The organism is Siccirubricoccus deserti, assembly GCF_014283215.1.
Lineage (GTDB): Bacteria > Pseudomonadota > Alphaproteobacteria > Acetobacterales > Acetobacteraceae > Siccirubricoccus > Siccirubricoccus deserti.
In genome coordinates, this window is sequence record NZ_JACOMF010000023.1 from 52,867 (window position 1) to 76,355 (window position 23,489).

The following is a 23,489-nucleotide window of genomic DNA, read 5'->3' on the forward strand; positions in this document are numbered from 1 at the left end:
CGGGAGGGGAGCATGAACGGGCCGCAGGATGGGGCATCGCCGGTCATGCTGTTCTCGCCGGCGCATTTCCGCTTCTTCTGCCTGGTCTTCCGCCGCTTCGCCGCGCGGCATCTGCGCGCGGTGCGGCTCGCCGCCTGGGGCGCGCCGCCGCCAGACGCCGGGGACGCGCCGCTGGTGGTCTATGCCAACCACCCTTCCTGGTGGGATGGCGTCGCCTTCATGCTGCTCTCGACCGAGCTGTTTCCCGGCCGGCGCATGATCGTCCCGATGGAGGCGGCGGCGCTCGCCCGCTACGGCTTCATGCGGCGGATCGGGGTCTTCGGCGTGGAACGGCATTCAGCGCGGGGCGCCATCGCCTTCCTGCGCACGGCGGAGGCGGTGCTGGCAGCGCCGGGCCATATGCTCTGGATGAACGCGCCCGGCCGGTTCTGCGACGTGCGCGAGCGGCCGGTGCCGATCGCCCCCGGGCTGGTCCGGCTGGCCGAACTTGCCCCCGCCGCGCGCTTCCTGCCGCTGGCGCTGGAATACCCCTTCTGGTCGGAGAAATCCGCCGAGCTGCTGGCCGGCTTCGGCCCGCCGCTGGCAGGCGCGGCGCTGGCCGCGATGGAACGGGAGGCCCGCGCCGCGGCGCTGGCCCGGGCGCTGGAGGCGGTGATGGACCGCCTCGCCACGGATGCGATCGCCCGCGATCCTTCGCGCTTCCGCCCGGTGCTGCGGGGGCGGGAGGGGATGGGCGGCGTTTACCAAGGATGGCGCCACCTCGGTGCGTGGCTGCGGGGCAGGCGCTTCGATCCGCGTCATGACCCGGAGGCCGGGTGATGGGCTGGGCCTGGATCTGTCTGGCGCTGGCTCTGCTGCCGGCCAGCGTCGGACTGGTGAACCTGGTGCTGCTGCCACGGCTCCGCCCGCCCACCGCGGCACCGGCGGGTCGGCTGGTCTCCATCCTGGTGCCGGCGCGGGACGAGGCGGCGAATATCGAGGCCTGTCTCGACGCCGCCCTGGCCAGCCGCGGCGTCGCGGTGGAGATGATCGTCATGGATGATGGCTCGCGCGACGGCACTGGCGAGATCGTCGCCCGCCGTGCCGCCGCCGACTCCCGCCTGCGGCTGCTCGCCGCCCCGCCGCTGCCGCCGGGCTGGACCGGCAAGGTGCATGCCTGCGCCCTGCTGGCCGAGGCGGCGCGCGGCAGCCATCTGCTGTTCATCGACGCCGATGTGCGGCTGGCGCCGGAGGCTGCCGCGGCGCTGGCGGAGCATGCGGCGGCGCGGGGCATCGCCATGGTCTCCGGCGTGCCGCGCCAGCGCATTCTCTCGCTGGGGGAGGCGCTGACGGTGCCGGCGATAAACCTGCTGCTGCTCGGCTACCTGCCGGGCGGTGGCCGGGCCTTCACCCGCCGGCCCGACCTCGCCGCCGCCTGCGGCCAGCTGGTGCTCTGCGACCGCGCCGCCTATGCGGCGATCGGCGGCCATGGCGCGGTGCGCGGCGTGCTGCACGACGGGCTGGCGCTGGCCCGCCGCTTCCGCCTTCAGGGACTGCGGACCGAGGTGGTGGACGGCGCCCCGCTCGCCACCTGCCGGATGTACCGGGGCTTCCGCGAAAGCTGGGCCGGATTCGTCAAGAATGCGCGGGAGGGGATGGCGACGCCGCTTGGCCTGCCGGTCTGGACCACCCTGCTGGCCGGGGCGCATCTCTGGCCCTGGGCGCTGCTGCCCTCCGGCCCGGCGGCCGCCGCGATCCTGCTGATGCTGGCGCTGCGCGCCGCCATCACCCTGCGCGCGCGGGAGCCCTGGTGGACGGTGCCGCTGCACCCGCTGACCGTCGCGGTGGCGCTGGCGATCCAGTGGGATGCGCTGGCCAGGGCGGCGCTGGGCCGCCCGGCGGGCTGGAAAGGCCGCGCATATCCGGCCACAAAGGCGGCATGAGCAGCGTCGCCGTTTCGGCAACCCCCACCCGCGACCATGATTCGGAGAATTTCCCCACCGCCTCGCTGCTGCTGGCGAAGCCGCTGCGCGCCCAGGTGATGGGCTTCTACCGTTTCGTCCGCACCGCCGACGACATCGCCGACAGCCCCGATCTGCCGGCCGCGGAGAAGCTTGCCCGGCTGGATGCCATGGAGCGGGCGCTGGACGATCCGGCGACGGCTATGCCGGAGGCGCGGCGGCTCCACACGCTCGGCGTCGGCACCGGCGAGGCACGGCTGATGCTCTCCGCCTTCCGCCAGGATGCGACCTGCACCCGCTACGCCGATTGGGCAGCGCTGGAGGATTACTGCCGCCGTTCCGCCGACCCGGTCGGGCGGATGCTGCTGCGGCTGCATGGCGATGGCGACAATGCCACCGCCAATGCCGCGGCCGATGCGCTCTGCACCGCGCTGCAGCTGCTGAACCATCTGCAGGATCTGGTGCCGGACCGCGCCGCGCTCGACCGCATCTACCTGCCGGAGCCCTGGCTGGCGCTCGCCGGCGGCACCGACGCCTTCTTCGAGCCGGCCAACGCGGCGCGGCGGGAGGTGCTGGATGCCGCGCTCGACCGGATCGAGGCGCTGCTGGACCGCGCCAGCGCGCTGCCGCGGCTGCTGCGGGCGCGGCGGCTGGCCTGGCAATCGACGATCACCATCGCCTTGGCCCGGCGGCTGCTGGCGCGGCTGCGCGCCAACGATCCGGTGCTCGGCCGCGTCGCGCTGGGCAAGGCCGATTTCGCCCGTGCCTTCGCCGCCGCCCCATTGCTCGGGCCGCGGCCACCGAGGATTGTCGCCGCCCGAGTATCCCGTGCCGGCTCCTCCTTCGCCCGCGGCATGGCGGCGCTGAAGGGGCAGCGGCGGCGGGCGCTCTGGGCGGTCTATGCTTTCTGCCGGGCGGTGGACGACATCGCCGATGGCGCCATGCCGGAGGCCGAGAAGCGCCGGTTCCTCGGTGAATGGCGCGCCAAGCTGGTGACGCCCGACTGCGTCCTGTCGCGCGAGCTGGCCTGGGCGCGGGAGGCCTATGGTGTGCCCCTCAGCGAGTGCGAGGCGATGGTCGCCGGCATGGAGACCGATGCCGCCGACCGGCTGCGGCTGCAGACCGAGGCGGAGCTCGACCTCTACTGCCGCCGCGTTGCCGGCAGCGTCGGCGCGATGAGCGTGCGCATCTTTGGCGCGCCGGAGGCCGAAGGCTTCGGCATTGCCCTCGGCCATACCTTGCAGCTCACCAACATCCTCCGCGACGTCGATGAGGATGCGCTGCGCGAGCGGGTCTACATTCCGCGTGACATGCTGGCCGCCGCCGGCATTCCGGAAGGACCGGCGCGTGAGATCATCGCCCATCCGCACTTTGCGGCGATCTGCGCCGGCCTGGCCGAGCGGGCCAGCGCCGGCTTCGCGACCGCCGCGGCGGATCTCCGGCGCTACGATCCGAAGGCGCTGCTGCCCGCGGCGGTGATGATGTGGGGCTACCGCCGGCTGCTGGAGCGGATGCGGGCGCGTGGCTGGGAGGGCGAGCGGCCGCGTCTGCGCCTTGCCAAGGCGGAGAAGCTGCGCATGGCCTGGATGGCGCTGGGCTTCGGGAAGGCGGCGTGAGCCTGTTCCGTGGGTACCGCCATGGCCGGGGTGCCGTGGCATGACCATCCATGTCGTCGGCGCCGGCGTTGCCGGGCTGGCCGCGGCGCTGGCGCTGGCCGGGCAGGGCCATGCCGTGGTGCTGCATGAATCGACGACCCAGGCCGGAGGGCGCTGCCGGGCGCTGCCGGATGGCACCGACAACGGCACCCATGCGCTGATCGGCGCCAACAAGGCTGCCCTGGGCTTCCTGGAGCGGATCGGCGCCCGCGCCAGCTGGGTGGAACCGGAGCCGGGTGGCCTGCCGGTGCTCGACATGCGCGATGGGCGCGCCTTCCGCCTCGCCCTCTCGCCCTTCGGCTGGCGCGACCCGGCGCTGCGGCCGGCGGGGCTTTCCACCGCGGCGCTGCTGGCGCTGGCCCGGCTGGCGCTGCCGCTGCCGGACCGGGCAGTGGGGGCGGCAATGGCGGCGCATCCGGAATTTCTCCGTGGCTTCCTCGATCCGCTGGTGGTGGCGGCGCTGAACACGCCAGTGGCCGAGGCCTCCGCCCACCGCCTTGGCGCGGTGCTGCGGCGGCTGGGCGGGCCGGGGGCGACGCGGCTGTTCGTTGCCCGCCAGGGGCTCGGACCGGATCTGGTGGCGCCGGCGCTGGCGGCGTTGGAGCGCGGTGGCGTTGCGCTGCGCTTCGGTGTTCGGCTGCGGCGGTTGGTGCTCGCCTCCGGCCGGGTCGCGGCGCTGGATTTCGGCGGGGATGCCATCACCCTCCGCCCCGGCGATGCCGCGGTGCTGGCCACCCCGCCCTGGGAGAGCCAGCGGCTGCTGCCGCATCTGCCGGTGCCGGACGGGTATGCGCCGATCGTCAACCTGCATTTCGACCATGCCTCGCCGGGGCCGGTGCGCTTCCTCGGCCTGCTGGAGGCATTGTGCCAGTGGGTGCTGGTGCGACCGGCTGGCGTCTCCGTCACTGTCTCCGCCGGGGATGACGCGGCGCGGGAGGATCAGGCGACGCTGGCGGCCCGCGCCTGGGCGGAGCTGCGCCGCGCCGCCTTGGCCTTCGGCCTGGCCGGCGACTGGCCGGAGGCGGTGCCGCCCTGCCGGGTGGTGAAGGAGCGCCGCGCCACCCCGCGCCACACGCCGGGTCCGCCGCCCCGCCCGCCGCTGCTGCCGATGGCCAACTTGGCGCTGGCTGGCGACTGGACCGATCCGGTGCTGCCCGCGACCATCGAGGCGGCGGTGCTGAGCGGCGAGGCGGCGGCGCGGGGCGCCGCGAAAACCGCTGCCGGGGCTGCCCGCCCGTAGTGGTCTGCCGGCCCTGAGGGCCTCGCACTGGCATGCACGGACCCGACCCGTGCATCCGCCTCGACGAGGCCACGGATGGCCGGGCCAAGTCCGGCCATGAGGATTGGTGGCGCGGCCGTGCCTGGAAGCGCCTCGCCCGGCCGCCCACCAGCCCGCTACGCCTTGACGATATGCGCCCCGGTCAGCCCGAGCCGGGCGCAGATGTTGCGCGTGTCCACCACCAGCGGCGCCAGCGCGGCGATTCGCGGGTAATCCACGCCGTCATGGTCGGTCGTGATCAGCACCGCATGGCAATCCCTGAGCACCGCATCGTCGAGCGGCAGCGAGCGCCTGCCGGCGAGGCTCGGGTGATCCGGCAGGGTGGCGGGCAGGGCGGGGACCAGCGGGTCGTGGTAGGCGGGGACGCCGCCGCGCTGCTCGATCAACTCAATCAGTCGCAGCGCCGGGCTTTCCCGCACATCCTCAAGGTTCGGCTTGTAGCCGACGCCCAGCACCAGGATGCGGCTGCCGCGGAAGCCGCGGCCCTGGGTGGTGTCGAGCGCCCGGCCCAGCGCCTCCAGCACCAGCAGCGGCATCGCCGTGTTGATCTCGCCGGCGAGTTCGACGAAACGGGTCGGCACGCCATGCGCCCGCGCCTTCCAGGCGAGGTAGAAGGGGTCCACCGGGATGCAGTGGCCGCCGAGCCCGGGGCCGGGCTGGAATGGCATGTAGCCGAAGGGCTTTGTGCGGGCGGCCTCGATCACCTCCCATACATCGATCCCCATGGCGCCGAACACCTGCTTCAGCTCGTTCACCAGGGCGATGTTGACGGCACGGAAGATGTTTTCGGTCAGCTTCACCGCCTCGGCGGTTTCCGGGGAGCGGACCGGCACCACCCGCTCCGTCACCGCGCCGTAGAGGACGAGGGCGAGGCGCTGCGACTCCGGGTCGGCGGCACCGACCACGCGGGGGATGGTAGCGGTGCGGTAGGCGGTGTTGCCGGGGTCCTCGCGCTCCGGCGAATAGGCAAGGTAGAAATCCCGGCCAGCGACCAGCCCGGTTGCTTCGAGAACGGGTTGCACGACCTCCCTGGTCGTGCCGGGCCATGTGGTGGATTCCAGCACCACCAGCTGGCCGGGGCGGAGGTGGGCGGCAATCCGCCGCGCCGCGGCCTCCACCGCCGAAAGGTCCGGCTCCCGGTACCGGCCGAGCGGGGTCGGCACGCAGATCAGCACCGCATCGGCCTCGGCCAGGCAGGACCATGAGCCGGTCACCGTCAGCCTGCCCTCCCGCAGCGCCGAGGCTACCCGGTCATTGGGGATCTGCCGCAGCGTGCTCTCCCCGGCAGCGAGCCGGGCCAGCTTTGTTCCATCGGAATCGAGGCCGGTGGTGGCGAAGCCGGCCGCCACCAGGGTCAGCGCCAGCGGCAGCCCGACATAGCCGAGGCCGATGACGGCGATCCGCGCTTGGCGGTTGGCGAAACGCGCCGCCAGGGCCTCCTCTCCCCGGCAGGGCGGCATGGCGAGGCCGGCAGGGGAAATCGGGAGTATCGTATCCGGCATGATTCAAGCGTTGTGATATCGATTCTATAAAATCAACCAGAAAGAGCATTCCAAACTCCAGTTGCTCGGATGGAGTGCTTTTGGTCGACAGTCTCGCCTCGGCGTTGCCCGGCGCTCGCCAAAGCATCGGTGAATCACGCTCCGGGCGTTTCCATCCGGGCCGATCACGGGCTGGAGCGGCTTCCGTTTTGCCCCGGCTCACGAAAGCCGCTCCAGATGCCTGTCCGGGCAAGCGAATTGCTCCGGTCCGGCGATTCCACCTGGCCGGAGTTTGCTCTAGGAGGAGGCCGCATCGGAGCAACCGCGATGAAGATCCTGGTCACCGGCAGTGCCGGTTTCATCGGTTTCCACCTGTCCCGGCGGCTGCTGGAAGCCGGGCATGCCGTCGCGGGAATCGATGCCCTGGTCCCTTATTACGACGTCCGGCTGAAGCAGGCCCGGCACGCGAGGCTGGAGCGGGAGGCCGGATTCACCCCCCACATCTTCGATTTGGCCGATGCGCCGCGGCTGGCCGAGGTGCTGCGGCAGGAAGCGCCAGAGGTGGTGGTCCACCTGGCTGCCCAGGCCGGCGTGCGCTACGCGCTGGAGCATCCGGAGAGCTACGTCCACAATAACCTCGTTGCCACCTCCACCCTGCTGGAGGCGGTCCGCCACCAGCCGGTGCGGCACCTGCTGATGGCCTCCACCAGCTCCGTCTATGGCGCCAACACCGCCATGCCGTTCCGGGAGACGGATGCGGTGTCGACGCCGCTGAACATCTACGCCGCGACCAAGCTGGCGACCGAGCACATCGGCCACAGCTACGCGCATCTCCGGCAGCAGCCGACCACCATGTTCCGCTTCTTCACCGTCTACGGCCCCTGGGGCCGGCCGGACATGGCTTTCTTCAAATTCACCGACGCCATCCTGGCCGGCCGCCCCATCGACATCTACAACCACGGCCGGATGGAACGGGACTTCACCTATGTCGACGATCTGGTGGAGGCGATCACCCGGCTGATCCCCTGCGTGCCGCAGGCCGGCGCGCCGGTGGCGCCGATCGATTCGCTGAGCCCGGTGGCACCCTTCCGGGTGGTCAACATCGGCAATGCCAGCCCGGTGCAGCTGCTGGACTTCATTGCCGAGATCGAGCGCGCCACCGGCCGCAAGGCGCAGCGCAACATGCTGCCAATGCAGCCCGGGGAGGTGCTGAAGACCTGGGCCGACAGCAGCCTGCTGGAGGCGTTAACCGGCTACCGCCCCGCCACCGGCATCGCCACCGGCATCGCCGCCTTTGTTGCCTGGTACCACGAATACTACGCCGTATGACCCCGGCCGCCGGGTCGCACCTGTATTACTGCACGCCCGGAGGCGATGCCGCATGAGCAACCAGCTTCGCTACCTGATCTCCTACCCCGAGATGGTCGACAACGCCCTTCGCGCCATGCCGGAGGAGGAGGCGATGGCCTCCGCAGTCGGCGGCGATTATGCGGTGATCGGCTGCCTGGAGCATTCGCTGCTGGTGAAGCACGGGCTGAAGCCGGACAGCCGGGTGGTCGATGTCGGCTGCGGCTCCGGCCGGCTGGCAGTGCAGCTCGCGCGGTATCCGAAGCTCGATTACCTCGGCACCGACGTGGTCCCGGCGCTGCTGGAATTCGCCGCGCGCAAGGCGGCGCGACCGGACTTCCGCTTCCTGCACGAGGAGCGGATCCACATCCCGGTGGCGGATGGCGCGGCGGACATGATCGGTTTCTTCTCGGTCTTCACCCATCTGCTGCACGAGGAGAGCTGGGTCTATCTGGCGGAGGCGCACCGGGCGCTGAAGCCCGGCGGGGCGGTGGTATTCTCCTTCCTGGAATACGCCGTCGGCCTGGCCTGGCCGGTGTTCGAGGCGAATATCGCCTGGGTGCGGCAGCGCAGCATGGCGGGTCATCTCAACGTCTTCATGCACCCGGCGGATCTGCGGCTCTGGGCCGAGCGGCTCGGCTTCGTGGTGGAGGCGATGAACCCGGGCGACGAGCTGGCGATCCCGGTGACTGCCGAGACCACGGTGCCAGGGGTGCTGCCGGGTCATTATGCCATGGGCCAGTCGCTCTGCGTGTTGCGCAAGCCGGCCGGTTGAAGCGGATTGCGGAGGGCCGCGAACGCCCGGAGGGTGAATCCGCTGTACAGGCAACAGTCTGCAGCGGATCGTCATTCTGACATGAACGCAATCCGCTGTAGGGACCGGCAATGAGCGGCTTCACCCGGCAATTCCTGGTGCACTGGAACGATTGCGACCCGGCGGGCATCGTCTTCCATGCCAATTTCATCCGCTGGATGGATGAAGGTTTCACCGATTTCAGCCGCTCCCGTGGCGTCGATTTCGTTGCCCTGCAGCGGGCGGAGCCGGATTTCCGCGGCGCGCCGCTGGTGGATGTGCGCTGCGCCTTCCGCGCGCCGGCGCGATTCGGCGATGTGCTGACCCATGCAATCGACCCGCCACGCCCCGGCGAGGGCCGCGCCTTCCACCTCATTCACCGCTTCCTGCTGGTCGATGGCTCGCTGGCGGCGGAGGGGGAGCAGGTGCGGATCTGGGGCAGGACGGGGCCGGATGGCGTGCTGCGCGCGGTGCCGATGCCGGCAGACATCGCCGCGAAGCTTGGCTGACGCTGACGGCCGTTGGTCTGACCGATCAGCGGCCCCCGTCGTGGCGGGCGGTTTGCCCCACAAGCCCTTTGGCTGCCCGCCAACTGGCGCGGCGACCGTGCGGGCGCTCGGCATGAAAGGGAGAGTCATGCCGCTGGTATGCCCCTGCCGCGACACCGTGCCATGCTGCCATCCCCACCAGGATGGAGCGGAGCCATGGGCCGGATGCAGGACAAGCTGGCGATCGTCACTGGCGCGGCGAATGGGCTGGGCGAGGCCATCGCGCTGCGCCTTGGCGCGGAAGGAGCCCGCCTCGCGCTGTTCGACATCGATTCGGCGGGGCTGGAGCGCATCGCGGCGACCCTGCGCGGCCAGGGTGCCCAGGTGCTGGCGCTGCCCGGCGACGTGACCGAGGAAACGGTGGTGCAGCAGGGCTTCGCCCGCATTGCCGCGGAATGCGGTGCGATCGACGTGCTGGTCAACAATGTCGGCGGCAGCCGCAACCAGCGGATCTGGGAGATGTCGGCCGAGGCCTGGGATTTCACCATCCGGCTCAACCTGCGCTCGGCCTTCCTCTGCACCCGCGCGGTTTTGCCAGGGATGATGGAACGCAAATCCGGCGCCATCGTCTGCATGTCCTCCGGCGCGAAGGAGGGCACGCCCTGGTCCGCGGCGCACAGCGGTGCGGCCGCCTATTCCGCGGCCAAGGCCGGCATCCACGGCTTCATCCGCGACGTCGCCTGGGAGGTGGCGCCCTATGGCATCCGCATCAACGCCGTCGCCCCCGGCCCGATCGAGACCGATCGCACCCGCGCGGTCTTCGCCGAGATGAACGCGACCCTGGAGCACAGCCCGAAGCGCATGGTGCCGATGGCCCGTGCCGGCCAGCCGCGCGAGATCGCCGATGCGGTGCTGTACCTAGCCTCGGAGGAGGCCAGCTACGTCACCGGCGTGACGCTCGACGTCGCCGGCGGGCGCTAGAGTTTGATCGGCTGTTCCATGTTCCAGCGATCACGCTCCGGGGCTTGATCCCGCGTGCCGATTCGTCCGACCCTTGGGCCCCCACAGCAGGATCGGACCGTCGGCGTCATGGCATTCGACAGCGATCTTGAGGAATTGCGCGCGGCGGCGACCGGCTACGCTGCGCGGCACCAGGTGATCGAGGATTGCGCCTGGCCGGAGGGCGCCCGCATCGCCGTCAACGTCACCGCCGATTTCGACGCCATGCTGCTGCGCCGGCTGTTGGGCGAGCCGCCGATGCAACTGGCCAAGGGCGAGTTCGGCGGCCGCGTGGGCATCTGGCGGCTGCTGGAGCTGTTCGGCAGCCATGGCATCACCGCCACCATCTTCACCCCCGGCCGGATCTGCGAGCTATATCCCGAGGCGGTGCGGGCGGCGGCGCGCGCCGGGCATGAAGTGGCCGACCACATGTGGGAACACCGCGTGCCGAAGGAGCCGGCGGTAGAGGCGGCGCATCTGCGCCGCACCGCGGCGGCGCTGGAACGGCTGACCGGCCGGCGGCCGATCGGCACCCGCAGCCGGCACAGCCATGCGCTGCTCCGTGCCGAAGGCTTCCTCTATGCGTCGGAGGATGTGCCGGACCACCGGCCGCATTACATCCATGACGCCGATGGCGGCGGGGCGATGCTCAACCTGCCCTTCCACTATGCCATCGACGACGCGATGTTCTTCAGCTTCGCCTGGCTGAACAGCGAGAACGCAGCGCAGCGCATCACCGACCCCGACCGGGTGTTCGAGCTGTGGTGGGAGGCCTTCCGCCAGCAATACGAGGTGGGCGGCTATCTCAACATCTGCCTGCACCCCTTCGTCTCCGGCCGGGCGCTGCGCATTGCCATGCTGGACCGGCTGTTCAGCCGGATGAAGACCCTGCCGGGGGTGTGGTTCCCGAGCTGCGAGGCGGTGGCGCGCCACTGCCTCGCCACCTGCCCACCCACGGCCTGAGCGGAGCGGGACCATGCCCTGGAAGGACGGCTACACCATCTCCGACGAGCGCAGCCTGGCCGATGCCGAGGTGGCCTGGCCGGGCGGCGCGCGCTGCTGCGTGACGCTGACGGTGGATCTCTCGCCACCCTGCGGGCCGGCCGGCATCCAGGCGGCCGACCTGCGCACGCCGGATGCGCAATACGGGATGCATGGCGGGCTGGATGCGCTGCTCGGCGTGCTGCGCAAGCACCGGCTGCGCGCCACCTTCGCGGTGCCGGCGGTGATCGCCGGAATCCATGCCGACCGGGTACAGGCATTGGCCGCCGAAGGCCATGAGATCGCGGCGCATGGCTACCGGCATGAGGATGTCAGCGGCCTCGACCGGGCGGAGGAGAGGGCGCGGCTCGACCGCACCACGGCGATGATCGCCGCCGCCACTGGCTACCGCCCGATGGGCTGGTATTCGCTGGCGCGGCCAGGCGACAAATTCGCCGGCGGCAGCATCAGCCCGCACACCATGGCGCTGCTGATCGAGGCCGGCTACGCCTATATGGGCAATGGCCTGGCCGATGACGTGCCGCATTGGTGGGTGACGGATGTGGCGACGCGGCAGGCCATGCTGACACTGCCCTATTACTACCATTTCGACGACCAGTTCTTCCTGCTGTTTCCAGCCAAGGGCACCGGGCTGGAGCATGCCGATGCGCTGTTCCGCAACTGCCGGGCGGAGTTCGAGGCGCAGTACCGGCGCGGCCGGCAGTTCTCGATGGTGCTGCACCCGCATGCCATCGGCTTTCCGCATCGGCTGCGCATGCTGGATGGATTCCTGGCGCATCTCGGCAGCTTCCCTGGCGTCTGGGCGGCGACCGGCCAGGAATGCGCGGCGCACTGGTCCACCCGCTACCCGGTCACGACCCTGCGGCTGACGCCGAGCATCTGGCAGGAACACTCCGACAGCCTGAGCTGAGCCGGGCGGTCCAGGGGGGTGCCGTTGCAGGTAGTGCCTTCAACCCTGGCAAATGGGGCTCGGGAAGGCGACGCCTTCCCCAGCCAGGCCGCCCCGCCGTCGAGGTTGCACTTCGCCGGTACCCCCCAGGTGCCGACAGCGTCGGTGGGCTGCTGCGGAATGCCAGCATCACCGTGGTGCGACGGCGCCACCGCCGGCGCTGGCGGGCGCGGGGCTGCCTGAGACGCCGGGCGTCACGCGGCGCGCAGGTGTTCCTGCAGCCGCGGCATCAGTTCGACCAAGTTGCAGGGCTTGTGCCGGGCGTCGAGCTGGAACAGCAGGATGTCGTCCCAGGCATCCTTGCAGGCCCCGGTCGAGCCGGGCAGGGCGAAAAGGTAGGTTCCGCCGGCGACACCGCCCAGGGCGCGGGACTGCATGGTGCTGGTGCCGATCTTGCGGTAGCTGAGCATGCGGAACAGCTCGCCGAAGCCCTCGATCTCCTTCTCCAGCACCCGCTTGAAGGCTTCCGGGGTCACGTCGCGGCCGGTGATGCCGGTGCCGCCGGTGGTGATGCCGCAGTCGATGCTGGGGTCGGCGATCCAGCGGCGCAGCACCGCCTCGATGGCATCCGCCTCATCCTTCACGATCTCCCGCGCCACGCAGCGATGGCCCGCCGCCTCGATCCGCTCCTGCAGGGTCTGGCCGCTGCGGTCGGAGGCGAGGTCGCGGGTGTCGGAGACGGTCAGGACGGCGATATTGACCGGGACGAAGGGCAGGCTCTCGTCGATGGACATGGCGGGGCTCCGCGTCGGGCTGGCATGGGATAATGGGCATGCCAGCCGCCGACGCGAAGCCCCGGATCGGATCGCAGCCTGGTTGGGACCGCGATCCGATCCGGCCTGCCGCTTCTCAGGGCGGATTCACGCCTTCAGGCGATCTGCCCCGGCGGGTCAACGCGGCCCGTTCCGCCGCGCCCAGTCGGCATCCACGTCGCGGAACTGCTGCGCCGTGCTGCCATCGCAGGGCATCTGCGTCAGCGTGCCGGGGGTGGGCAGGGTGAAGCCCACCTGGGTGCGCCGGCCCAGCCGCCCCGGGACGGCATGCAGGCAAAGCCCGGTCAGGTCGCTGCGGAAGGTCAGCACCGAGGTGCCGGTCGCGGTCCACCGCTCGTTCGGCGCGTTGACGCAGGGGTAAAGGATGATCCAGGCCCCCGGATCATGCCGCGCGCCGGAGATGTTCAGGCATTTTCCGCTCTCGGTGTGCAGGATCTGGTGCGTGGCGGGGTTGTAGGACCAGATCTCGTAGCGCGGCTCGACTGGGCAGCCCTGGACGACCCGGAGGCTGTGGCAGGACTCGAAAGTGAGCTGCACGTCAATGGCGGCGCCGGCCGGCGCCACCAGCGGCTCATCGATATTGACGGCGTAGAGCGCCCGCTTCCGCGCCAGCACCTCCGGCGGTACGCGGCCGAAATCGCCGACGAAGCCGTCATCCGGCGGCACCGCGGCGATGGCCGCGAGGATGGCTTCGCGCACCGGCAGGATGCTGGCGTCCCAGCACTGGTTGACCTGCGAGACCCAGCGCCAGGCGTTGGCGCCGGTGCAGCTCTGCCCGGCCAGGCAGGTGGTGGAACAGCGGGAATGCACGCCGATCAGCCGCCATTCCAGCCGCCGCTGCGGCGAGAGCGGATTGTCCCAGTCCTGGATCAGGGATGGGCCGCCGCTGTCGCCGCCGGCGATCACCGCCCCCGCCCCGCCGAAGAAGGAGAATTCATTGGTCTCGACGCCGGTGATGGCGAATTCCACCGAGCGATACGCGCCATCACTCACGCTCGGCATCGGCGTCGTGCCCTGCATGAAGGCCAGGGCGTTGATCCCACGGCCGAAGGCGGTCACCGCCGCATTGGACTGCGGCCGCTGCGCCTCAAGCTTGCGCTCGCGCACATCCGAGCGGCCGAAATCATGCAGCCCGACCTGCAGGATGGCGATGTCGTTCGGGGTGCCGCGGAGGGAGGTCGGGCAGGACACGGGCGTGCCATAGACGACGACCTGGCGGGCCTGGACGGTCTTGCTGCCGCCGACCCAGCCGCCGGCGTTCCGTGGCCAGTCCGCGGTCAGCTGAAGCTGGTTCGCGGCGAAGACCGGGCAGGTCCCGGCCCTCGAATAGACGCAATGCGCCGCGGTGATGGCCCAGTAGTCGTTGAGCATGGAGGCGCTGCAGCGGCCCTCCGGCGTTGTCAGGGTCAGCAGCCCCTGCGCCTCGCGCGTCGCGGCATCCACCACCGTACCGGGAACGACGAGTGGCTGCTGGACGGTGCCGATATTTTCCGGCGGCGGCTGCGCTCCGGCCGGGCCATGCCAGGCGATGCCGCCGAGAAGCCCGAGCAGCAGCAGGGGGCGGGAAGCCATGGGCGCATCCTCCTTCACGGGTGGGACCTCGGCGCAGCCGCGGCGCGCCGATTCCGCCCGTGATGGTGTGGGAAGCCGGTGTGACGCCGGTCGCTGATCTCGGCCGGCCGCGATCACGCCTGGTTGAAGCGGCGGCGCGCCACCCGCGGCGATGCGGGCTGCGGCGCCGCCGCTAACGCGGTGCGCGCACCCGCTGCACCATGGCCGTGACCTCCGCCGGCCGGCTGAACTTCGGGAAGCTTCCGGCCGCCAGCTGGTCAAGGCTTGGCGCCGGCAGGCCGAGGCGGGAGGCGTAGATCCAGCTATAGGCCAGCACTCGCTTGACGAATTCGCGGGTCTCGTCGATCGGGATGCTCTCGGTGAACAGGAAGGGGTCGTCGCGGTGGCCGCTGGCCGGCAGCCAGCGCAGCAGATTGCCAGGGCCGGCGTTGTAGGCCGCCAGCAGCCGGATCAGGTTGCCCTCCACCCCATCGTGCTGCGCCAGGTGGTGGAGGTAGCGCTGGCCGAGCTCGAGCGAGAAGGCCGGGTCGTGCAAGCGGTGGACGCTCTCGTTCAGCAGCGAGGGATCGCGCGCCACATAGCTCGCCGTGGCGGGCATCAGCTGCATCAGCCCGCGCGCCCCGGCCGGGGAAACCGCCATGGTGTCGAAGCGGCTTTCCTGCAGCGCCAGCGCGTAGAGCAGTGCCGGATCCATCTGGAAGCCGCCCGCCGGCAGCAGCTTCGGCAGCGGGAAGCGGGCGAAGTCGCGCGGCCGCCCGTCCTGCCCCTGGCTGGCGGCGGCGAGCTGGGAGATCAGCCCGTTCAGCCCGGCCTGGCCGGCCACCACCAGCATGGCGCGCACCAGCATCGGGTTGCTGCGTGCCCGTGCCCAGAGCTGGCGGAGCTCCGCCTCCGCCCGGGCCGGCTGGCCGATCTGCAGCAGGGCGAGGGCGCGCCAGCCGCCGGCGGTCTCGGCGATGGCCGCCGCCTCGGCCTCCCCGTTCAGCTCGCCTTCCCAGGCGAAGGTGGTAGCGAGGCCGAGCGCGCGGCGGGCGACCAGGCCGTAGAAGGTCCGCGGCTCCTGCGCCGCCTGCATCATCCAGGTGACGTAGAGCTGCGGCTGGTGGGCACGGACCGCGGCGCGGGCGGTCCAGAAGGCGGCGGCCGAGCGCAGCGCTGGCGCCGCCTGCTCGCTGCGGGCCGCGCGCTCGAGATAGGGCAGGGCGAGCTCCCAGCGCTCCAGCCCCCAGGAGGCGAGGCCGGCGGCAAAGGCGGCGAGGCCGTTCTCCGGCGCCGACTGCAAGGTCTCGGCGGCAAGGCGCAGCGCCTCGGCATCGCGGCCGCCGCGAAACAGGCCGATCGCCAGCTCGGCCCGCAGCACCGCGGCATAGGCCGGGGTCATGCCGCGGGTGCGGGCAATCAGGGCGAGGGCGGCCTCGACATTCCCGGCCTTGGCCCGGTCGCGCACAGTACGGTCAAGCGCCGGGTTGCGCGTCACCGCGGCGCTCGCCGGCTCGCGCTCCTCCGGCGCCAGCGAGGCGTCGGGGGAGAGCGCCTCGCCGACGGGCGGCGGGGCGGGCAGGGGGGCGCCGCGCGGCAGCAGCCGGCCGAGCAGGGCGTGCAGCTCGGGCGCTTCCGGGTGGTCGGCATGGGCGGCCAGCCAGGCCTGGACCTCGGGCGCGGTGGCGTGGCCGCCGCCGGGCCGCAGCCAGCGATCGGCCAGCACATGGCCGAGCAGCCGCTGATCCTCCAGCCGCTCGGTCTCGCGCGCCGCCGTGGCCAGGTCGCCGCGGCGCTGCAGGTCGAAGATCCGGCGCAGCCGCGCGGCATCCGAGGGGGCAAGCACCTGCGGCAGCCCGGCCACGCCACCCTTCGGCGTCGGCCTGGACAGGCTCATGGCGGTCTGGCCGTAGGGGCCGGGGTCGATAGCCCTTTGCGCGGCGGACGGGGCCGAGGCCGCCGCCAGCAGCGCCGCGCCCACCAGGACCCTGGCAAGCAGGGGGCGGAGGGCGCCGCGGGCCATGGGGCCGATCGCTCGCATGACCCGCTCCCGTTACCGGTCAGCAAGGGTGCAAGGCAACCCCGAATCTGAAGATCACCCGAGAGAAACCATCTCAACGCGCAAATCCCGGCGCCCGGATGCATCCGGGCGGGTAAACATCTCGTGCCCGCGTTGGCTATTCCTGTGCGAGCCTGCTGCGCAACAACAGCAGATCGGCCCATGCATCACGCTTTGCGCCAGGGTTCCGCAGCAGGTAGGCCGGGTGCAACGTGGCCAGAGCCGGAAGCGTCTCGTCTTCTTTTATCGTTACTTGATGCCAACGTCCGCGTAACCTTGTGATCCCCTCTTTCGAGCGCAGCAGCCCCTTGGCCGCGACGCCGCCCAGCAGCACCAGTTGGCGTGGCCGGGCGAGCGCGATGTGGCGCAGCACGAAGGGCAGGAAGAGGGCGATCTCGGCATCCGTTGGCGTGCGGTTCCCAGGTGGGCGGAAGGGCAGGATGTTGGTGATGTAGAAATTCCGCTCCCGGCTCAGCCTGATGCTGGCGAGCATCCGGTCCAGCAGCCGGCCGGAGACGCCGACGAAGGGGCGGCCGAGCCGGTCCTCGTCGGCGCCCGGGGCCTCGCCGACCAGCATCAGCCCGGAATCCGGCACGCCATCGGCGAAGACCAAGTTGGTCGCGGTCTCGCGTAGCGGGCTGCCGTCGAAGCAGGCCATCGCCTCGCGCAACGCGTCCAGGCTGTCGGCGCCGGCGGCCAGGGCGGCAGCCTGCTGCCCGGCCGGGGTGGCGGCCAGCGGCGAGGCCACCAGGGCGGGGCGCACCAGGCCACGGGCGGCGGCCGGGCGCTCCGCCGGCGGCTCGGCGCCGGGCGGCAGGGGCGGGGCGGGCGCGGCCAGCGGGGGCGACAGAGGGCGCACCACCATGCGGTCGAGCGGCAGTTCGGCCAGCGCCTCATCGGCGCCCCAGTCGAGCTGCAGGCGCAGCGCGGCGAGCAGCGCCACCGCTTCCGCCATCCCATCCCCCGCCTCAGCCGCCATCGCCGTTCCCGTCGCGCATCATGGCTCCTAACCCCTGGCATATCCGCCCTGGGCGGGGTTCCGCGCAACCATCCCCTCGGCTACATCCGGGGCGAACGTGGGAGAGCCAGGCATGTCCGGGGCGGAAGAGCGCGAGGCCATGGAGTTCGATGTGCTGATCGTGGGGGGCGGGCCAGCCGGCCTCGCCGCTGCGATCCGCCTCAAACAGGTTGCGCCCGAGGCCACGGTCTGCCTGGTGGAGAAGGGCAGCGAGCTGGGCGCCCACATCCTGTCGGGCGCGGTGCTGGAGCCGCGGGCGCTGGATGAGCTGCTGCCGGACTGGCGCGAGGATCCGCCGGCGCTGGCGACACCGGCGGGCGACGACCGCTTCATGCTGCTGACCGCGACGCGGGCCTTCAAGCTGCCGACGCCGCCGCAGATGAACAACCACGGGAATTACATCGTCTCGCTCGGCAATGTCTGCCGCTGGCTCGGCGCCAAGGCCGAGGCGCTCGGCGTCGAGATCTATCCGGGCTTCGCCGCCTCCGAGACCATTGTCGAGGACGGGCAGGTGAAGGGCGTTGTCGCCGGTGTCATGGGCATCAAGAAGGACGGCAGCAAGGGGGCCGACTACCAGCCCGGCATGGAGCTGCGCGCCACCTACACGCTGTTCGCCGAGGGCTGCCGCGGTTCCCTGACCAAGCAGCTGTTCGAGCGCTACAAGCTGCGGGAGGGCGTGGCGCCGCAGACCTTCGCGCTCGGCATGAAGGAGCTGTGGGAGATCCCGAAGGAGAAGCACACGCCCGGGCTGGTGTGGCACTCCACCGGCTGGCCGCTGAGCAGCGACACCTATGGCGGCTCCTGGCTCTACATGCTGGGGGAGAACCTGGTCTCGATCGGCTTCGTCGTCGGGCTGGACTATCCGAACCCCTGGCTGTCGCCCTTCGACGAGTTCCAGCGCTTCAAGACGCACCCGGAGGTGCGGAAGATGCTGGAGGGCGGCAAGCGCGTCGCCTACGGCGCCCGTGCGCTGAACGAGGGTGGCGTCCAGGCCGTTCCGAAGTTGGTTTTCCCGGGCGGGATGCTGATCGGCGACACCGCCGGTTTCCTCAACGTGCCGAAGATCAAGGGCACCCACACCTCCATGAAATCCGGCATGGTGGCGGCAGAGGCGGTGGCGGCGGCGCTGGCCAGCGAGCAGCGTCCCCCGGTGCTGGAGAGCTACCCCGAGGCGCTGAAGCAGAGCTGGGTCTGGAGCGAGCTGCAGGGTGTGCGCAACATCCGTCCGGGCTTTGCCAAGTACGGCCTGTGGGGCGGGCTGCTGAACGCCGCGCTCGACACCTATGTCTTCCGTGGCAAGGCGCCCTGGACCTGGAACCATCACCAGGACCACGAGACGCTGAAGAAGGCGAGCGAGGCGACCCGCATCACCTATCCGAAGCCGGATGGCGTGCTGACCTTCGACCGGCTGTCCTCGGTGTTCCTGTCGAACACCAACCATGAGGAGGACCAGCCGGCGCACCTCAAGCTGCGCGATCCGGACCGATGGAAGGCGGTGAACTGGGACCAATTCCGCAGCCCGGAAAGCCGCTACTGCCCGGCCGCGGTGTATGAGGCGGTGGGGCCGGAGGCGGAGCGCGAACTGAAGGGCACGCCGGATGCCGAGGCAACCGGCAGCGGCGCCGCGGTGGAAGCCGGCGACGCCGCCGCCCGGCTGGTGATCAATGCGCAGAATTGCGTGCATTGCAAAACCTGCGACATCAAGGATCCGACGCAGAACATCGACTGGGCGACGCCGGAGGGCGGTGGCGGGCCGAACTACATCGGCGGGATGTAGGGCGCCGCGGCGCCATGGCCGAAGCAGCCGCTGCGGCGGAAGCCCTCGTCGCCGCCGCCCAGGCGCTCGACTCCTTGGGCTTCATGCCGAGCAAATCCGGCAACCTCTCATTGCGCACGCCGCGCGGCTTCCTCATCACCCCGGCGGCGCTGCCCTATGCCGAGACCACCACCGCCGATCTGGTGGAGGTGGCGCCGGATGGCACAGTGCTGGCCGGGCATCGCCGGCCCTCCAGCGAATGGCGGCTGCACGCCGGCATCTACGCCGCGCGGCCGGAGGCGGGGGCGGTGGTGCATACCCACAGCCCCTTCGCCACCGCCCTGTCCTGCGCCCGTCAGGGGCTGCCGGCATTCCATTACATGATCGCGCTCGGCGGTGGTGCCGACATCCGTTGCTCGGCGTATGCCACCTTCGGCACCGCGGCGCTGGCCGAAGCCTGCGTCGCCGCCCTCGAAGGCCGCCGCGCGGCGCTGCTGGCGAACCATGGCGTGGTCGCGCTCGGCGCCACCCTGGCGGGGGCGCGGAGCCTGGCAATGGAGGTGGAGAACCTGGCCCGGCAGTACCTGGCGCTGCGCGCCGCCGGCCTCGTGCCGGTGCTGCTGACCGAGGCCGAATTGCGCGAGGTCTTCGCGCAATTCGGCGATTACGGGCGGTTGGGCTGAGCCAGCGGACCGGCCTGATGGCCAGGCCGAGGCCACGAATGCGGCCCGCGCCAGGTGGCGCGAAGCCAGGCAAACCGAAGGTTTGCACCTGGCGTTCGAGGAACCCCGGACGTCTCAACCTGCAGGGGCGCTGGTATGAATCAGCGGAAGTTCAGCGCCTGCGCCGAGCAGGTCTCGACCCCGCGCCGTTCCACCGCCCGACCATCGGTGTAGACCACCCGGATATCGACGGTGCAGACCTTGCCGCTTGGCAGCGAGACCCAGACGCCGGTGCCGGGCGCCAGCGTCGCATTGCCCAGCCGGTCGCGGCCCCAGTTGCTGTCGCTGCTGAGCGAGACATAAAGCTCATGCACCGTGACGCCAGCCTGGTTGACGAACTGGAAGCTCGGATCGCCACCGCCCGGCGCGCTGCCCCAGACGATGCGCGAGAGGCTGCAGGCATTGACCTGCCGCCGCTCCTCCGCCGCCCCGCCCTGGAACACCACCCGGACATCCAGCACGCAGTCGCCGAATTGCGGCACGATCCAGGTGCTGTGCCCCGGCGGCAACACGCCGTTGCCGAGCACGTCCGATCCCCAGCTATTCACCCGCGAGGGTGAGACATAGGCTCGCTCGATCGTTTGGCCGGTGTTGTTGATCAGGCTGAAGCGATTCTGCGCCGCGGCCGGCCCGGCCCCCAACAGCAGGCCCGCAGCCAGGCCGAGCATGAACAGCACCCGAGCACGAATGATATTATTTCGGAATGGTTCCCTATTCTAACATCCCGATTCGGTGAGGCGCTACGCCGGGCAAGCGATGGTGGCGTGGCCAGGGGACCGCTGCTAGCTTCGAGCCATGCGCCTTCCAGGTCCCCCACAGCGGTTGGCACTCCTTGCTGCCGCTCTGCTGTCCGCCTGCGCCGCCGGCGGGCTCCCCGGGTCCGACCGCGGACCGCGCAGCGCATCCGGCCTGCCCCTCACCGGGGCCTTCGGCTCCTATCTCGCCGGCCGCTTCGCCAGTTCCGAGACCGATACCCGCGCTGCCGCGGACAGCCTGCTTGCCGCGCTGCGCGCCGACCCGGGCCAGCCGGAGCTGCTGACCCGCGCCTTCGTCGCCACCTTGCTCGACGGTCGTAGCGAGGCGATGCGGCTGGCCCGCCGGCTGCCGGAGAATGCCGCCGCCAACCTGCTGCTGGCCGGTGCCGATGTGCAGGCCGGGCGCTGGGAACGGGCCGAGCAGCGGCTGCGGACGCTTGGCCGCAGCGGGCCGGTGCAGGTGCTGCAACCGGCTCTGCTGGCCTGGGTGCAATATGGCCGCGGCCAGCCGGACCAGGCGCTGGCGACGCTCCGCCCGCTGGTCGAGGGCAATCGGCTGCGGGCGCTGAACGCCCTGCATGCGGCCCTGATTGCCGATGTCGCCAGCCGGCCGCGGGAGGCCGAGCGCCTGGCCCGCATGGCCGTGGCCGACCAGCCGCAGCCACCCTGGCGGCTGGCGGTGCTGGCTGCCGGCATCCTGCACCGCGCCGGCCGCACTGCGGAGGCCAACCGGCTGCTCGACCAGATCGTCGACAGCGGCGAGGATGCCGCGTTGGCGGCCGCCGAGCCGGCGCGCCGCGGCCTGTTCGCCACCCGCGGCGTCGCCTCCCCGGCCGATGGCATGGCGGAGGCCTATACCGCCCTGGCCGGAGCGCTGCGCGGCCAGGGCTCGAATGATTTCGCGCTGATCCTGGCGCAGCTGGCGCTGCGGCTGCGGCCCGGCTTTGCTCCCGCCCTGGTGCTGACCGCCGATGCGCTGGGCGACCAGGGGCATGAGGAGCAGGCGCTGGCGGTGCTCGACGGCATCGCCGCGGACGACCCGCTGGCCCCGGTGGTCGGGCTGCGCCGCGCCACGCTGCTCGACAAGCTGGACCGCACGGAAGAGGCGGTGGAGCTGCTCCGCCGCCTGGCCCAGGCTTGGCCGACCATGCCGCAGCCGGCGGCCCGGCTCGGCGACCTGCTGCGCCGCCGCAACCGCTTCGCCGAAGCCGCCGCCGCCTACGACCAGGCGCTGGCCCGCAGTACCCAGGAGGCAGGCCAGGGGGGCGGCCAAGGCACGACGCGCGACTGGCCGCTGTTCTACGCCCGTGGCATTGCCCGCGAGCGTTCCGGCGATTGGGCGCGCGGCGAGGCCGATCTGCTGCAGGCGCTCTCGCTGGCACCCGAACAGCCCTATGTGCTGAACTATCTCGGCTACACCTGGGCGGAGCAGGGCAAGAACCTGGATCGCGCCAAGGCCATGTTGCTGCGGGCGACCGAATTGCGGCCGCAGGATGGCAACATCGCCGACAGCCTGGGCTGGGTGCTGTTCCGCCTCGGCGACATGCCGGGCGCGGTCACCTGGCTGGAGAAATCGGTGGAACTGGAGCCGCGCAGCAGCGTCATCAACGACCATCTCGGCGACGCCTATTGGGCCTCGGGCCGGCAGCGGGAAGCGCGCTTCCAGTGGCGCCGCGCCCTGACCCTCGACCCCGAGCCCGGGGAGATGCCGAAGATCGAGGCGAAGCTGCGCGACGGCCTGCCCGGCTACCCCGCCAGCACCGCCCAGCGCTGAGATGTCGCATTTCGAGGCAGGGGAGCTGGCTCCCGCCAAGGTCAACCTGTACCTGCATGTCACAGGGCGGCGGGCGGATGGCTACCATCTGCTCGACAGCCTGGCGGTGTTCGGTCCGGCCGCCGATTTGGTGGCGGCGGCGCCCGCCGCGGCGCTGAGCCTGGCGCTGGATGGCCCCTTCGCCGCCGGGCTCGCCGCCGAGCCCGACAATCTGGTGCTGCGCGCCGCGCGGGCACTGGCCGAGGCGGCCGGCATCGAGGCGCGGGCGGCGCTGGCCCTGACCAAGCGCCTGCCGATCGCCTCCGGCATCGGCGGCGGCTCGGCTGATGCGGCGGCGGCGCTGCGGGCGCTGGACCGGCTCTGGGGGCTGGACTTCGGTGCGGCACGGCTGGCGAGGATCGGCGCCGGGCTAGGGGCGGATGTGCCGGTCTGCGTCGCCTCCCGCCCTGCCCGGATGGGCGGGGTGGGGGAGAGGCTCTCGACGGCGCCGGTGCTGCCGGAGTGCGGGCTGCTGCTGGTCAACCCCGGGGCGGCGCTGGCGACGCCGGCGGTGTTCCGCGCCCGCGCCGGTGCCTGCTTCACGCCGCCCGCCGTGCTTCCTGACGGTTGGGAGGATGCGGCGGCGATGGCGCGCGACTTGGCTGCCCTGCGCAACGACCTGGAGGCGCCGGCGATTTTCCTCTGCCCGATGGTTGCCGAGGTCCTGGCGGCGCTGCGCGAGCTGCCGGGGTGCCTTTTGGCGCGGATGAGCGGCAGCGGCGCCACCTGCTTTGGCCTGTTCGCGACATCGGCGGCGGCGCAACAGGCGGCTGATTTGCTGCCGAATGGGTGGTGGCGTGACGCCGGGGGGCTTTACGACCCGGCGGCCTGACGCCTATTCAGCCGCAGCGCGATGGTGGGGCGTAGCCAAGCGGTAAGGCAGCGGTTTTTGGTACCGCCATTCCCAGGTTCGAATCCTGGCGCCCCAACCAACCAGTCCGCCTGACGCAGACGATTCCGGGTTTTGCGCAGACGGCCCGCGAAAGGCCCGGCTTTCCGGCCACACAGGTGACGGCCTTGGCGGCACTGTACCTGAGAGACGCCGGCCAGGCCGCTTCGGGCCGCCACTTGGCCGCCTTGTCTCCCGAGGCCATTTTGGCAGTACGGAT

At 71.4% G+C, this 23,489-nt stretch carries 20 protein-coding genes and 1 tRNA gene; 15 read left to right on the plus strand and 6 right to left on the minus strand.

Annotation, left to right across the window (positions count from 1 at the left end; translation table 11 throughout):
• Window positions 1-12: 12 nt before the first annotated feature.
• Genes H7965_RS17685 through H7965_RS17700 form a run of 4 tightly spaced genes read left to right on the plus strand, consistent with a single transcriptional unit; the run spans window position 13 to window position 4,835 of the window.
• Window positions 13-819: a lysophospholipid acyltransferase family protein gene (locus tag H7965_RS17685; protein WP_186771908.1), complete on the plus strand. Its 807-nt coding sequence runs from the start codon at window positions 13-15 to the stop codon at window positions 817-819.
• Window positions 819-1,922, plus strand: a complete 1,104-nt coding sequence (locus H7965_RS17690) for a glycosyltransferase (protein ID WP_186771909.1) — start codon at window positions 819-821, stop codon at window positions 1,920-1,922. The genes H7965_RS17685 and H7965_RS17690 overlap by 1 nt, the downstream gene beginning before the upstream one ends.
• The gene (locus tag H7965_RS17695; RefSeq protein ID WP_186771910.1) at window positions 1,919-3,556 is read left to right on the plus strand and encodes a squalene/phytoene synthase family protein; all 1,638 of its coding nucleotides are present in this window, start codon (window positions 1,919-1,921) and stop codon (window positions 3,554-3,556) included. Before H7965_RS17690 ends, H7965_RS17695 begins: the two co-directional genes overlap by 4 nt.
• 40 nt (window positions 3,557-3,596) lie before the next feature.
• Entirely contained in the window at window positions 3,597-4,835 is a 1,239-nt protein-coding gene (locus H7965_RS17700; RefSeq protein WP_186771911.1) for a hydroxysqualene dehydroxylase, read from the plus strand.
• Window positions 4,836-4,990: 155 nt separating this feature from the next.
• On the opposite strand, the gene H7965_RS17705 is transcribed toward H7965_RS17700, so the two are convergent.
• A complete protein-coding gene (locus H7965_RS17705; protein ID WP_315898698.1) occupies window positions 4,991-6,376 on the minus strand; it encodes a nucleotide sugar dehydrogenase in 1,386 nt (461 codons plus the stop codon).
• Window positions 6,377-6,682: 306 nt separating this feature from the next.
• Between H7965_RS17705 and H7965_RS17710 the strand changes: the two genes are divergently transcribed.
• The 6 genes from H7965_RS17710 to H7965_RS17735 all read left to right on the plus strand — a co-directional run bounded on the left by H7965_RS17710 (window position 6,683) and on the right by H7965_RS17735 (window position 11,894).
• Window positions 6,683-7,684, plus strand: coding sequence for an NAD-dependent epimerase/dehydratase family protein (locus tag H7965_RS17710; protein ID WP_186771912.1), 1,002 nt, complete (start codon window positions 6,683-6,685; stop codon window positions 7,682-7,684).
• Window positions 7,685-7,736: 52 nt separating this feature from the next.
• Window positions 7,737-8,477, plus strand: coding sequence for a class I SAM-dependent methyltransferase (locus H7965_RS17715; RefSeq protein ID WP_186771913.1), 741 nt, complete (start codon window positions 7,737-7,739; stop codon window positions 8,475-8,477).
• Window positions 8,478-8,587: 110 nt separating this feature from the next.
• On the plus strand, window positions 8,588-9,004 hold the full coding sequence (locus H7965_RS17720) for an acyl-CoA thioesterase (RefSeq protein ID WP_186771914.1): 417 nt from the start codon (window positions 8,588-8,590) through the stop codon (window positions 9,002-9,004).
• A gap of 195 nt (window positions 9,005-9,199) precedes the next feature.
• Window positions 9,200-9,964 carry an SDR family NAD(P)-dependent oxidoreductase gene (locus H7965_RS17725; RefSeq protein WP_186771915.1) on the plus strand — a complete coding sequence of 255 codons (765 nt, stop codon included), beginning with the start codon at window positions 9,200-9,202 and terminating at the stop codon, window positions 9,962-9,964.
• Window positions 9,965-10,072: 108 nt separating this feature from the next.
• Window positions 10,073-10,945: a polysaccharide deacetylase family protein gene (locus H7965_RS17730; protein ID WP_186771916.1), complete on the plus strand. Its 873-nt coding sequence runs from the start codon at window positions 10,073-10,075 to the stop codon at window positions 10,943-10,945.
• A gap of 13 nt (window positions 10,946-10,958) precedes the next feature.
• Window positions 10,959-11,894 (plus strand): polysaccharide deacetylase family protein, encoded by a 936-nt coding sequence (locus tag H7965_RS17735; RefSeq protein WP_186771917.1) that lies wholly within the window; start codon window positions 10,959-10,961, stop codon window positions 11,892-11,894.
• 233 nt (window positions 11,895-12,127) lie between these two features.
• On the opposite strand, the gene moaB is transcribed toward H7965_RS17735, so the two are convergent.
• The 4 genes from moaB to H7965_RS17755 form a co-directional block, all read right to left on the minus strand.
• A complete protein-coding gene (moaB, locus tag H7965_RS17740; RefSeq protein ID WP_186771918.1) occupies window positions 12,128-12,667 on the minus strand; it encodes a molybdenum cofactor biosynthesis protein B in 540 nt (179 codons plus the stop codon).
• A gap of 156 nt (window positions 12,668-12,823) precedes the next feature.
• On the minus strand, window positions 12,824-14,278 hold the full coding sequence (locus H7965_RS17745) for a trypsin-like serine protease (protein ID WP_186771919.1): 1,455 nt from the start codon (window positions 14,276-14,278) through the stop codon (window positions 12,824-12,826).
• A 172-nt stretch (window positions 14,279-14,450) separates the two neighbouring features.
• Window positions 14,451-16,298 carry a lytic transglycosylase domain-containing protein gene (locus H7965_RS17750; protein WP_186771920.1) on the minus strand — a complete coding sequence of 616 codons (1,848 nt, stop codon included), beginning with the start codon at window positions 16,296-16,298 and terminating at the stop codon, window positions 14,451-14,453.
• 136 nt (window positions 16,299-16,434) lie between these two features.
• A complete protein-coding gene (locus H7965_RS17755; protein ID WP_229682686.1) occupies window positions 16,435-17,295 on the minus strand; it encodes a uracil-DNA glycosylase in 861 nt (286 codons plus the stop codon).
• Window positions 17,296-17,407: 112 nt separating this feature from the next.
• On the opposite strand from H7965_RS17755, the gene H7965_RS17760 reads away from it, so the two are divergent.
• A complete protein-coding gene (locus H7965_RS17760) occupies window positions 17,408-19,111 on the plus strand; it encodes an electron transfer flavoprotein-ubiquinone oxidoreductase (RefSeq protein WP_229682687.1) in 1,704 nt (567 codons plus the stop codon).
• Between the two features lie 14 nt (window positions 19,112-19,125).
• On the plus strand, window positions 19,126-19,773 hold the full coding sequence (locus H7965_RS17765) for a class II aldolase/adducin family protein (RefSeq protein WP_186771921.1): 648 nt from the start codon (window positions 19,126-19,128) through the stop codon (window positions 19,771-19,773).
• 140 nt (window positions 19,774-19,913) lie between these two features.
• On the opposite strand, the gene H7965_RS17770 is transcribed toward H7965_RS17765, so the two are convergent.
• On the minus strand, window positions 19,914-20,480 hold the full coding sequence (locus H7965_RS17770; protein ID WP_186771922.1) for a Tat pathway signal protein: 567 nt from the start codon (window positions 20,478-20,480) through the stop codon (window positions 19,914-19,916).
• Window positions 20,481-20,634: 154 nt separating this feature from the next.
• Between H7965_RS17770 and H7965_RS17775 the strand changes: the two genes are divergently transcribed.
• The 3 genes from H7965_RS17775 to H7965_RS17785 all read left to right on the plus strand — a co-directional run bounded on the left by H7965_RS17775 (window position 20,635) and on the right by H7965_RS17785 (window position 23,312).
• Complete coding sequence (locus H7965_RS17775; RefSeq protein WP_229682688.1) at window positions 20,635-22,341, plus strand: tetratricopeptide repeat protein; 1,707 nt, start codon at window positions 20,635-20,637, stop codon at window positions 22,339-22,341.
• A 1-nt stretch (window position 22,342) separates the two neighbouring features.
• Window positions 22,343-23,212: a 4-(cytidine 5'-diphospho)-2-C-methyl-D-erythritol kinase gene (locus H7965_RS17780; RefSeq protein WP_186771924.1), complete on the plus strand. Its 870-nt coding sequence runs from the start codon at window positions 22,343-22,345 to the stop codon at window positions 23,210-23,212.
• Between the two features lie 25 nt (window positions 23,213-23,237).
• Window positions 23,238-23,312, plus strand: a tRNA-Gln gene (locus tag H7965_RS17785).
• Window positions 23,313-23,489 lie beyond the last annotated feature (177 nt).